Raw genomic sequence first — 12,835 nt, 5'->3', positions numbered from 1 at the left:
TTTTTCAATTTTCAAGCATACCCACACTTTTTCACTCATTTTTTTTATTAACTCTATTTGACCTAACACTAACCAAGGAGATCACAGCTGCATGGTTGATTTAGCCATGGTGTGTCGTTATTCTAATTAGCTCTTATCGTTTACAGATTAAATTTTGACTATGAAAATGCCCTTTACATTACCCATTATTCTCGACGGAGGAATGGGTCGAGAGTTGCAACGCATCGGTGCACCTTTCCAACAACCAGAGTGGTCAGCGCAAGCGTTAATTGAAGCGCCTGAATCTGTCTCACAAGTACATCGCCGCTTTATAGAAGTTGGCGCTAATATTATTACCACCAACACCTATGCAGTCGTCCCTTTTCATATCGGTGAAAAACGCTTCAATGAGCAAGGTGCGGATCTGATCAAATTAGCAGCAAAGCTAGCGCGAGAAAGTATTAACCAAGATGAGCAAGTACTCGTTGCTGGTTGTATTCCACCTGTACTAGGCTCTTATCGCCCAGATCTTTTTTCAGTAGAAAAAGCCCAACCTTTACTTGAACCCTTAATAGAGAATCAACAACCTTATGTGGACATTTGGTTAGCTGAAACCATCTCCTCAATCGCAGAAGCGGCAATGATTAAAGCGCGTACTGCATCCACTGAAAAAACCACGTGGATTGCATTTACCATTAAAGATGAAATTACCACGGAATCAACATTGCGCTCTGGTGAATCAGTTTATGATGCAGTGAGCCAAATTGCAGGGCAGCATGTCTCGGCAATATTGTTTAATTGCAGCCGCCTTGAAGTCATGCAAAATGCTCTACTTAATGCTCACCAAGCATTACTCGATAAAGGGCTAGATGAAGAAATACAACTAGGTGTATACGCCAATAATTTTTTGCCGATTGGCGATTTACACGAGGCAAATGATAATAGCGGTGTCTCTGAAATTAGAGCTGATGTGCCACCTTTGCGCTACGCAGAGTTTGCTTCAACGTGGTTTAACGCAGGCGCTACCATTATTGGAGGATGTTGCGGCGTTTCGCCCGATCACATTAAAGTATTAGCGCAGCTGAAATCACTTAATGGTGGTAGGTAATCACATCAAAAACGCAATATTTCATATCCAAACTGACTACCCCGCACAAAGGTAGCATTAAAATATAAGGATATATTACGCACGACATGAAAAATCATGTCATTAAAAATTTTGATTCTATGATTCACGCTAAAGTGATAATAAAAATGCCACACGCTCGACTTGATAAAGCGTGTGACAGATTAATGTGCTTATTTCGCTACAAAGACAGCTGAAGTCGGTATGTTGTCATACACCCCTTTCGCAATCTCATTATTCCACGTAGCAATCGGTTTACCATTGATAACAGGATGTTTAAACTGATTACCATCCCAACCAAAAACATATGTAACACCTTGAGTATCAAATAAACCCCATCTTGTTATCGGCGTATCGGCACTGTTTGCTTTTTCTAAGGTATTATTAATAAATACATTATTAGGACCCGTTGGACCCGCCCAATCAGAGGCATGGATACCCGATGAGAACCAAATAGGCTGCCAACTCCCGTCACTCGGTGCACCATCAGCCCAGCTACGGTGTGCAAAAGGAACCGAAATAGTGTTATTACGAATAATATTATTACGCTCCCAACCACCGTGCATATTTAAATCTGCATTGATGGTATTACCCTCAATAAGATTACCTGAAGAGGACCACTGTATCGCTAAATGGCGCACATTTTGAATATCATTATCTTTAATCAGGCTGTCATGTAACTTAGATGCGCGGAAGTAACCATGCCCACCAGCGCCTTTATTCCATGAGCCATCTATATCAATGTTTTGCAGTGTTAAATTTTTAGAAAATTCAGTCACAACAGGATGTGAACCAATCATATTGATATTAACATTGTCCACAAAGCTATTATTAGCCCACTTTAAAATAATGCCATGAATTGCATCTGCTGGGCAGACATTCTCATAGCGATGTCCAACGCCCTTAGGGTTCGTCTTTTTATCATATTCATCAGTATTATTGGTAGCACAGTCCGTAGAAGCTTGGTTCATGGTCATCGTAAAATCACGGAAACCAACATTCTCAACGGCAGTAACGGGCATTAAGCGGCTTTTATACTTGTTGTAATTTTTAAGTTCCATATTAAAGTCTAATGGTTTATCGATAGTCACAGTATTGTTCGCCGTATCAACCGCTGTAACATGGCTGATTTGATGACGCATATGACCTGATTTAATATTACCTTTAGTGCGCATATTTTCAGGTACTTCAGCTAAATCTAAAAAGGCAGCATCATTGGTTGCACCGATATAAATGAGATCGCCCTCCTCAAATCGCTTCGCTCTTCCCGCTTTTAACACCAACACCGTATCACCAGCTAACGCAGGCTGCGCAAGCTCAATAGAATGTTTCCAATGATAATTTATGCTGCCCTCAAACTTTTGCTCCTTCTTGTGTTTTATACGTGTTTCTGCACGAAAGGCAGCAAAACCAGGCCAATATTTCTTTTCAAAAGTAGGCGAACCATCCTCTGCCACTCCCGTATAGGGCTTCCAAGAGTTAATCACAATATGGGTACCGGTTTTAGCGTCAACCCCCTGACCTTCAATCACAATACCAGAGCGATCGACATGTACTTCGTCAGCAATGGTAATTTCACCTACAGGTAATTTAATGCGAATCAAATTATCAGGGCTATTATCGATACTGATGCTATCAATGATCGCTTGAATAGCGGGCGCATCATCTAAACCATCATTAGCAACCACACCATGATCAGACGCCAATATCGTTTTACTAAATGTTAATGGTAGATCCTGACCACCTTTATACCCCGGTGCTGCCAGTAATAAACCACTGTTGAGCGCTAAAACGGTGGCAACTGCTGTCGATATAATCGTCCTTGAATTAAATAATTTCACGTAAATCCCTCGCCTCTGAATAGTGATACCAAAGCCATCAATCAAACAAGCTTGGTATTGCATTAAGTTAACTAAATTTCATGTGGTTATCATGCCACCATGTCCAGAGTATCAAAACAAACCAATCGATCAACTTATTTGAAATGACGGTTTGTTTTTATGAGAGGTGAGATTGCCTATTAGCCTTTTCAGAGAGACTTTCAAATTTCAGAACGCCTTGCAGCCGTCGTTTATGTGCTGTTTAAATTAAGCTAATTGCTGCGCAATAATATTAATGACAGTAAATAATAAATCAGAAATTGCACAGAGAAAACGTTCACTAGCAATACCACTAAAATTCAATCGGCCAAACTAACTCCAACTATTTGAAAAATAATGAAATAAAAACAGAAGAGAGTCGGTCTCATTAAGCCAACGTTTCAATAAAATAGTCTAAGGAATTAAAAATGACACAATCACTTTCACCTAATATTAAAAATCGCCTTCAGTGGTCTCTTTTTTCATTGCGCATCGGCGTATTCATCGTCATGATCATGTGGACATTGGATAAATTTGTTAACCCCGCTCACAGCGCCCGCATATTAGAGGTTTTTTACGGCATCAACAGCTCTGGTGAGCTCGCTATGTATATCATGGGTGGATTGCAATTGTTGTTGGTATTAGCATTTGTAGCAGGGGTTAAAAAACGTATTACTTATGGGTTAATATTTTTATTACACTTTGCATCAACATTTTCTGCATACGATCGCTACATTGATGGTTTTAATAATTTATTATTTTTTGCCGCGTGGCCAATGTTAGCAGCGTGCCTTGCACTCTACTTGTTACGTGATGAAGATGTGAAATTTACCATCAAGGGGTTGTAATTAATGAAGCATTTAACTCACAGAGTTAAATGCTTCAACATCACCAACAAGGGCAACTGGCAGGAAACCGTTGCCCCACTGAGCTAGTAACATTAACACCTTAGCAAACGGTGCGATTATTCACTTTTTTTATTAATAGTAATCGTATAAAAAGCGAAAAAAGGACGAATGAAAAGCCAAACAAGTACCACTGACATAAACGGGAAAAACAGCGTAACAGGATCAAATAACGCATCCCCCTTTGCAAAATCAACGATCCATTGTGCAAAACCTGCTGTAGCAAAGAAGCTATAACCAATGCTAAAAATCATCAATAATTGCCACTTACCTTCAATAAACAACGCCAGCGTTCGACCTAACACCGACAACTTCCCGCCTTCTGCAGCATCATGTCTAGGCATCTTTTTTAATTTATTTCTGGCGATCAAAAAAACACACATTGAAATGATAGGCGCAATGATAAATACAGCCCACTGCAAAATATACAACGGGCGAATTTCCCGCAAAAAATGTTGAGCATACTGAAATCCAACCTCTGAAAATGGATTGGTTTTAATGACCTCCCAATAAAGTCGTAAGTTATCTGTATATATATAGGGAACCAAAAATTGTTCATACCATGTATATAAGGAAAATAGCATAAGGTAAGTAAACACTAGCGCATTTACTGCAAGGGTTTCAGCCCCACTCCTCTCTTTTATTGTTGCCGTCTGTGCAGCTTGGGTTTGATTGATCATACATGAGCGCCAAAACCAGCCGACATTATTTATTTGATACTTTTTAAAATGCACGTTTCTACACCATTGTAAAATTTAAAAGTGAATAAAACCTTACCAAAAAACCTTTTAATTTCAATGCAATAGATAATAAAAAATAAATAACAAAAAGTTAAATTAATCTTTATTTATCAATGCGTCAGAAATTAAGACGATAAAAGGAAGAAACCTCAGATAAATTTGAACGGCTAATATGGCTTACATTGTAGAGCTACTTGCAGAGGGGCTTTCAGGGATATCGAGCTAGCGCAATAGCATGAGCGAGTATGCAATAAACAGGTTAAACCTGTTTATTGATAAGTATGCTTTTGTGTACAGCAACGAGCATGCTTAGTCATGCTCGTTGTTATAAATTCAGACGGTTTGATAACGCGCTAAGATTTTTCCTAGGCTTTCAGATGCCCCCGTTAACTGAACAACACCTTGCGAAGATTGGGTCACTAAGTCCCTAATAGTATTTGACTGTAAACGAATACCACTCAGCTCTTCAGAAATATTATTAGCGACAGAGCTTTGCTCTTCAGAAGAAACCAAAATTTGATAACTCATATCATTGACTGCTTGTGATGATTCAGTAATCGCATTCACATCCTGACCAATCTCAACAATTAGCTCACGACTTGTTTGCGCTTGTTTTACCGTATTTTGAGTCATATCTGAAATATTATTCGTTTCTGACTGTAGACTCTCAATCATAGATTGAATCTCAAGCGTCGCAGATTGAGTACGACTCGCCAACGTTCTTACTTCATCTGCAACAACGGCAAACCCTCTTCCCATTTCTCCCGCACGCGCAGCTTCAATCGCCGCATTCAGGGCCAGTAAATTGGTTTGTTCAGAAATAGAACTGATGGTGGTGATAACATCATTAATTTTTATGGTGTTATCTTTCAGCGTGATCACTGAATCTGATGTTTGCTCGATATAAGAAGATAACTGTTGAATCTCAGTAATTGCATGCTGCACTCTGCTGTCACTTTGCTTAATATATTCAGAGTTATTTTCGATTTGTTGTGATGCTTGTTTTGAAATATCAGTCACTTCCATCGACGATGCGGTCATCTCTTCCATGGCAGTGGCAACTGAATCCAGCGAGGTATGCTGATGATTAATATGCCCCTCACTCTGACGAGCCTCATCAGCGAATGAAGAGGAAGTGTTTTGCAGTGTTTGCGCATTATCTTTTACGGTAACCACTAACTCCGTTAAGGTATCCATTGCATTGTCGAGCGCACAACCAATTGTCCCAAACTCATCACGCCCAGCATGAAAGCCTAAACGCGAAGTGAGATCCCCTTTGGATATGTTTGTCGTCGTTGTCCAAAGCACCCATAATGCGCCTCCGATAAACGTTGCCGTCCAATACAAGACCAGTGAAAAGGGTAATAACCAAAGAAAAGAGAGCATCAAGGTGTTCAACGCCTGTTGTTTTTGTTCTTTTTCTTGCCCTGAAACAGATTGAGACAATGAAGCATATTGCTGTGAATTTGTTTGTATAACAGCGGTTAGCATATCATTGCGACGAGAAGAGGTGTCAACTGATGTGGATACTTTCACCCCAAGCGAAGCAAGTTTTTCTATTTGCTGCGTAGACTCCATAGCCAAAACCATCCCAGATAATTGGCTTTCAAGCGCAACCATCGACTTTTTTTCTATCTCTTGTAAAGAGTGTTGATATCGACCGATCGAGATGGTTGCTAACACAATTAAAAATAAACCAAGAATAACCCAGAACTTGTCATTAATAGACATCTTAATAAATAATTTATCTATGCTACGAAATTGAACTTCTTTCATAATTTTTCCATGAAGTAATTAATTAACTTGGAAAACACAGGTACCTCACAACCGACAGTTGGCGAGCAGCGCGATATTTATATTTTCCACAATAGTTACACAATGCAGTGGGATATTATCCGCGATGCCAATAATTGTATTTTTAAAATGTTAACATTTAATAAACGGATTGACATTTAATAAACCATTTAACATTCAATAACCTATTAGAATTACTACCGTAATCACGCTAAAAATTATAATTATGCCACATGACGCTTTTTATCCGATCTTCCCGACACCATTTATATTTACGCGAACAAAAAGTTAACTTAACCTTCTTTTATGCACGTTAGCGTTAATTAAGCAAAAATACAGTTATTATCGACCAAGTGATTAATAAACCGAGCAATCACTTAAACATTTAATACCTGGAAAACGAGAAATGGTTAATCCTCATATTCAACATCAGGCACAAGTAACATTAACAAGATGGCACAAAAAATAGACATCAAGATATCTACCGGCCAATGCATGCCTAACCAATATCGACTAAAGGCAACGCCTGTAGCCCAAGTAAGAACGACCGCGCTCAGTAGGTAGCGCTTCTCTCGTAAAAACAAGCCTCCCCAAAAGACCACACAGGTTGCCACAAAAATAGTGTGCCCCGATGGAAATGAATAATTTTTCTCTCCATCCCAATTAGCAATTCGGTAGCGCGGCACCTGTTCACTTGCAGTATTAATCAGCTCATTTTTTTGTTGTTCACTTAGTTGGTAAAACTGTGCAGGTGTATCAATAAGCTGTTGTTCAACAAGCTGATGGGTAAAAGGACGTGGCACTTCAGTAATATATTTAACAGTGCTTTTAAGTACAAAGCTTAAGCCAAGTATCAATGCAAATTGCATATATAAAATGAACAGTCTTTGATTAGGAGCACGGGTCTTAAATGCGATGAGGGCTAACACCACACAACTAATAATGAAGGTTGGGTTACCTGCGCTGAGTGATAAAACGTGTAATAGTGAGCCGATAACACTGGGAATTGGCGATTGTAAATCAAGGTTTGAGAAAATAAAAAGCAATAAAAACATCACTGCAAAAAAAATACTGCTAATAAAAATATTGTGTTTTTTACTTTTCAAAGAAAAGGAATAGGTCATGCTCATTAATTTTATTACCAACTGAAAATTTTAAAAGCACACATTGTAGCGTTAGTTGATGCACGGCACTAACTAAACCGCAGTTACATTAAGAAATTTACCTTTCTTCATTAACTTTTTGTTGCAGATAATTGAGGCAGGTCTTTCATTTTGCATGCTTTAACTTTTTACTCCACGCTACAAATCCGCTGACGACTGAATAATGTGTTTGAAAGTAGTGACCAACCCCTTTGATTGCATAAGCACCTGACAGATAAGCTTTAATGGAAGAACGCAGCGTTGCTTGAAAAACATGCCCAAGCCGATAGTATTTTCTATCAATAGATTGCGTAAAAATACCATTTAATTAACGCCCATTTACTTAAATTTCCGTCAGGTGCTTCTGGATAATGGTTATTCATTAAACAATGCACGCCTATCGTCCAATCGTATTACAAACAGACATTATCTAAGACATTTAAAAACAACTCAAAATCACTCTCATAAGTGTAAATTTTCTGCCTAGCATTACCACGCGATCTAACATGATAAAGCGCACCTGAAAACTCTATTCGTAAAAGATGATTCATTGTTATTCACCACTATATTCATTAAAAAAACCGAGTGGGAAAATAAAGAAGTGCAAAATGAAAGACCCGCCCCCCTTATCACTTTCATTTTTTACCTAATGAATAATGAGCAATATACAAAATAACTCTACTACATAAAGTAAGGAAATAAGGGATAAAACACACAACCGAAAAACAAAATATATATAAGCGATTGAAAAATAAACAGATAACGATCAAACTTTAACCATTAATTTTTTGCCTGATCATGTTCTTACGACTAAAAATAATGCATCGATAAATGATGCTGCCTATTTGTGGCTTAAAGCAAAAGCGTCTCCTTTTCGATCATCCAAAACTACTGATGAACAAGTTAACTTATATTTAGCAAATTAACAGACGTGACGAAATAAATTAAAACGGTCGGAATATGGATATGTCGATTTTCTAGAAATAGAAAACGGTGTAGTTAATAAGCATTTATTAATGAGTCATTACACGCTCATAGTTTCTTGGTTAAACATCAACCTTTAACAACATTACTATATGGAAATATTATGAAAATGAATAACAAATTAGTGGCGTCGTTTACTCTTGTTGCAAGTTTGTCGCTTACAGCAATAGGCGCGCAAGCAGCTGGCGAAGTATTTCAAGATTCTAAAGCAAGCTACCCTAATGAGCCAGGCTACTTTACTAGCCACTATGAGTTAAATAGTGATTGGAATACTTACCTTAAAACCACAAGTTATACTGCAAGTTATATTAACATTTCTAGTAATTCTCAAAATGCAGTATCAGGCCGAGGATGGGAGCATGGGCACCAATGGCGCAAAGTGAATTTTAGTGTTGACAATTACAACCCTGATTGGGATGGTCAAAAAGTAGTTTTTGCCTTATATGGTTGGACTAAAAGCAATGATACTAATTACGATGGCATGGCTGAATATTACATTATAGATAAGTATAACGGCTGGTACCCAGAGCATCAAAATGATGAAGGTAATGATAACGGTGCTAGGTGGTTAGGATCTAAGGATGTAGATGGTGCAAAGTATGACTATTACGTATCTACACGTACTAATAAACCACATGCATACGGTGGTGGCTTAACAACATTTAAACAATTTTGGGCAATACGAGATTACAATAATCAACGCGATAGTGGTGAAATGAATGTTGGTCAGCATTTCCAAATGTGGAAAAGCCCGCAACAGTATAAGCATGAAGCATATCCGTATATTGGCAACTGGGGTTATCAAGTATTTGCAATTGAACTTATTGGTGGTGGCGGTTCTGTTAATTTGAATGCTTGGTCTAATAACTAATTTTTCATATCAATGATTGCGAATAAGTAGATCATTGTTTAAAGACTCTTGTTGCTCGATTTAGTAACAAGAGTCATACATATAAGGGAGCAGATCTTTCATTTTGCATTCTTTAACTTTTTACTTATCGCTACAATTCGGCTTACGACTGAATAATGTATTTGAAAATAATGACCGCTCTCTTTGATTGTATAAGCATCTGACAGATAAGCTTTAATTGACCTATCCCCTTACATAAATTGCCGTCGGGCTCTTCTAGCAACAGGTGATATTGGTGATATTGGTGATATTGGTGATATTGGTGATATTGGTGATTCATTATACAGTGCACGTGTATCGTTCAATGGTATTGCATGCAGACATTATTTAAGACATTTAAAAACAGTGCAAAATGAAAGACCTGACCCATTAATCCCCACTAAGTTGCAAACATCCAAATTAATGGAGTGAAGCAACTTGCTCATTAGAATGGAATACTAGCACTGTTCATGAATTCAACGGCTTTAGATTGCCCAGTCATTGAAAGCTTAACCAATTCATTTTCCTCAGTGTATTCAATCTGCTTTTTATCGTTTAAAACTTGGACGTAGTGATGAGCAAGCTTTTGGTTAGGTAATTTAGAAAGTAAATCATCCAATTTTAATCCATCATTCTTGAAAAGCTCAGTTAAAATGATCTTCTCATACTCCTCTGAAGAGTGTTCCAAATCCTCATCAGAAGGATCACCTTTTGCTGGATCATTATTTGACGTAATAGGTTCCAAAGGCTCCTCGAACAGATTTTTTAGTTTTTGGAATCCACCTAATGAAAAATCACTTTGAGAGTATTCTTTCATTAATGTATTCGTGGAGTTAACAATTTCCACGAAGTCTGACTCCCTTGTTACGATGTAGTCATTACCTGAATCAAAAGCTTCCTCCATCAGAGGTATGTAATTATGGAGTTTGGATATAAGCACTCTATTTTTATTAAAGAATTTGCGAAACTCATCTATCTCTACATCAGAGTTGCGAATGGAGCCACTCAGCTCACCAAGGTTCCTCTGAGATTCATCCAATTCACCGTTTAGCCTTGAGTTATCCGCGGATAGGCTAGAAGCTTCTTCAGATATCTCAGTAATTTTCTTATCTTTTTGAGCAATAATATTGTCTTTAATCTGTAACTCAGATAAAAACTTACCTTCATTTTCGCTAATAGATTTCTTAATTTCATCTATTTCTTTGGAATCAAAAGTTCTTGTTTCTTCAACCCTGTGCTTCAAGTTGTTTAAGTCTTGCTGTCTTCTCAGATTAAATTCAAATACAAATTTTGAAGGGTATGGGAGTACAAATATATATATCGTTGCAGTCAATAGGGGATATAGCGCTCCAACCAATACCTGATTGCTAAGTTCAAATGCAAAGTCACTAGACGAAAAGAACTTATTAACTTCAGAATAATACTGAGTAAACCAATCTAACTTATCCTTCTGTCCCATAGCAGCAAAGAAGGTAATAACAGCCTGATAGTTCCAAAAGGCCCATGACACGATGAAAGCACCAAACATTGGGCTAGTATTTCTATCATATAAATAGGCTTTCAAAGACGTTGTAGCTTCTTTTAACATGATGTCCCCTTTAATAGTAATCAATCGATTATACCCAACTATCTGAAAGTAGTTATATAGCATCTAACTTATTCTGATAACTAAACCAATAAACAACACTTAAACGAGCAACTAATAAATGAATGTAAGGTGTTTCCAATATAAGGAAATATCACATGCAATACCCTACCCAATGGAAAACCATCACCTCACACCCTACATATGCAGTAAGCAACATTGCTGATGTACTAAACGCAGCAAGCAACACAGTCCTTAAGAAAGGAAGTCACCCAAGAGGTTACTTAACTGTTAAGCTTAAATAAATGGGGTCAAGTCTTTCATTTTGCATTCTTGTTTTTACTCATCGCTGCAATTCGGCTTAAGACTGAATAGTGCATTTGGAAAATAATAACCAATCTCTTTCATTATATAACCGCCCGGCTAGTAACACGTTATGATCGCTTCATTACGTGTTTGAAGCTCTGTTGTCAGTCGCGTATTTTGGGTAATGCCCAGCAATCGCTTAAACACTTTGATACCCGCTAAAACGAGAAAACCCCAGTTTACTTGCGTAAACTGGGGTTTAAATGGTTGGAGTCGGCCGATAAGCCGGGTTCTGTCGTGTATCGTCATTCGTCTAGGCCAGCAATCGCTCACTGGCTCAAGCAACCTACCCGCTTCCAGTACGGGTCGTACCTCAGGAAGCCTATTTGGTCTTGCTTCGGGTGGAGTTTACCTTGCACTAATGATTACCCATTAGCCGGTGCGCTCTTACCGCACCCTTTCACCCTTACCTACTAATAAATTAGCAGGCGGTCTCCTCTCTGCTGCACTTGTCGTTAGCTCGCGCTACCCAGGCGTTACCTGGCACCCTACCCTATGAAGCCCGGACTTTCCTCCCCCATATTTAACTATAAATAGCAATACAGCGGCGACGATCTAGCCAACTCCGCGGCGTATTATATAGAAGTTTTCACAGGAAGGAAGTTATAAGTTCTCTAATCCCCATTTATAAAGATCATTTTTTTTCTGAGAATGTATTTGCGCTGTCAGTGCCGCTGCTTTTTTAAGCGGAAGCTGCTCTTTTAATAACGCTAAGGTATTCAATGCTACCTGAGGAATTGCTTCGCTGTCTGCAACAGCCCCAGCAATCATTAATACAAACTCACCACGACAGTGGTTGGTATCCTCTTTTAACCACTCCAGCATCTCCTGTGCAGGTAATGCATAAAATGATTCAAAGGTTTTAGTCAATTCACGTGCGATTACGATTTTTCTGTCTGCACCGAGAATATTAACCACTTGTTGTACGGTATCGGTAATACGACGTGGTGACTCATAAAAGACCATGGTGCGTGTTTCTTCGATTAACGCACTGAGCTTATCTTGCTTGCCTTTCTCTTTTGCTGGTAAAAAACCTTCAAACGAGAACCTGTCTGTTGGAAGACCTGCAGCACTTAATGCAGCAATGGTGGCACACGCACCGGGAATCGGCACAATGTCGACGCCTTTTTCACGACACTCGTTTACTAAATGATAACCGGGATCACTAATTAGCGGTGTGCCTGCATCGGAAATTAACGCCACCGATTGTCCCGCTTTAATTTTTTCGATTAATACTTTACCGCGTTCACGTTCATTATGGTCATGTAGTGGAAACATCGGTTTTTTTATCTGATAATGACTTAAAAGCTTGCCACTATGACGTGTATCTTCGGCAGCAATCACGTCCACTTGTTGTAGCGTTTCGATTGCACGATAGCTAATGTCGCTAATATTGCCAATAGGCGTGGCAACGATATACAGTTTTGCAGGAAGATTTGATAGCGATTCGCTGTGGTCGGACATAT

10 protein-coding genes and 1 other RNA gene are annotated in these 12,835 nt (G+C 38.6%); 4 read left to right on the top strand and 7 right to left on the bottom strand.

All coding sequences use genetic code 11. The annotated features are described in order from the left end of the window. The first annotated feature begins 160 nt into the window (after positions 1–160). Positions 161–1,087 (top strand): homocysteine S-methyltransferase family protein, encoded by a 927-nt coding sequence (locus QQK09_RS15725; RefSeq protein WP_284205132.1) that lies wholly within the window; start codon positions 161–163, stop codon positions 1,085–1,087. 191 nt (positions 1,088–1,278) lie between these two features. Here QQK09_RS15725 and QQK09_RS15720 read toward each other — a convergent pair whose 3' ends face one another. Next, entirely contained in the window at positions 1,279–2,946 is a 1,668-nt protein-coding gene (locus tag QQK09_RS15720) for a right-handed parallel beta-helix repeat-containing protein (protein WP_284205105.1), read from the bottom strand. A gap of 446 nt (positions 2,947–3,392) precedes the next feature. Between QQK09_RS15720 and QQK09_RS15715 the strand changes: the two genes are divergently transcribed. Continuing rightward, entirely contained in the window at positions 3,393–3,812 is a 420-nt protein-coding gene (locus tag QQK09_RS15715) for a hypothetical protein (protein WP_284205104.1), read from the top strand. A 116-nt stretch (positions 3,813–3,928) separates the two neighbouring features. On the opposite strand, the gene QQK09_RS15710 is transcribed toward QQK09_RS15715, so the two are convergent. From QQK09_RS15710 to QQK09_RS15700, 3 genes are all read right to left on the bottom strand, one after another. Beyond that, positions 3,929–4,549, bottom strand: a complete 621-nt coding sequence (locus QQK09_RS15710) for a hypothetical protein (protein WP_284205103.1) — start codon at positions 4,547–4,549, stop codon at positions 3,929–3,931. Positions 4,550–4,942: 393 nt separating this feature from the next. Further along, complete coding sequence (locus tag QQK09_RS15705; RefSeq protein ID WP_284205102.1) at positions 4,943–6,385, bottom strand: methyl-accepting chemotaxis protein; 1,443 nt, start codon at positions 6,383–6,385, stop codon at positions 4,943–4,945. Between the two features lie 428 nt (positions 6,386–6,813). Next, positions 6,814–7,533: a phosphatase PAP2 family protein gene (locus tag QQK09_RS15700; RefSeq protein ID WP_284205101.1), complete on the bottom strand. Its 720-nt coding sequence runs from the start codon at positions 7,531–7,533 to the stop codon at positions 6,814–6,816. A gap of 1,099 nt (positions 7,534–8,632) precedes the next feature. Between QQK09_RS15700 and QQK09_RS15695 the strand changes: the two genes are divergently transcribed. Next, on the top strand, positions 8,633–9,400 hold the full coding sequence (locus QQK09_RS15695) for a glycoside hydrolase family 11 protein (protein ID WP_284205100.1): 768 nt from the start codon (positions 8,633–8,635) through the stop codon (positions 9,398–9,400). A gap of 463 nt (positions 9,401–9,863) precedes the next feature. On the opposite strand, the gene QQK09_RS15690 is transcribed toward QQK09_RS15695, so the two are convergent. Next, positions 9,864–11,006: a hypothetical protein gene (locus QQK09_RS15690; RefSeq protein WP_284205099.1), complete on the bottom strand. Its 1,143-nt coding sequence runs from the start codon at positions 11,004–11,006 to the stop codon at positions 9,864–9,866. Between the two features lie 155 nt (positions 11,007–11,161). Here QQK09_RS15690 and QQK09_RS15685 point away from each other — a divergent pair, with 155 nt between their 5' ends. Continuing rightward, positions 11,162–11,308, top strand: a complete 147-nt coding sequence (locus QQK09_RS15685) for a hypothetical protein (RefSeq protein ID WP_284205098.1) — start codon at positions 11,162–11,164, stop codon at positions 11,306–11,308. 266 nt (positions 11,309–11,574) lie between these two features. On the opposite strand, the gene rnpB is transcribed toward QQK09_RS15685, so the two are convergent. Both rnpB and rsmI read right to left on the bottom strand, forming a co-directional pair. Further along, positions 11,575–11,936, bottom strand: an RNA gene (gene rnpB / locus QQK09_RS15680) — RNase P RNA component class A. Positions 11,937–11,972: 36 nt separating this feature from the next. Continuing rightward, positions 11,973–12,833 (bottom strand): 16S rRNA (cytidine(1402)-2'-O)-methyltransferase, encoded by an 861-nt coding sequence (rsmI, locus tag QQK09_RS15675; RefSeq protein WP_284205097.1) that lies wholly within the window; start codon positions 12,831–12,833, stop codon positions 11,973–11,975. Positions 12,834–12,835: the final 2 nt, after the last annotated feature.

This window comes from Psychromonas marina (assembly GCF_030161115.1).
Classification (GTDB): Bacteria; Pseudomonadota; Gammaproteobacteria; order Enterobacterales; family Psychromonadaceae; genus Psychromonas; species Psychromonas marina.
Note: the sequence above shows the minus strand (reverse complement) of the source record. Positions and strands in the feature narration are given on the sequence as shown.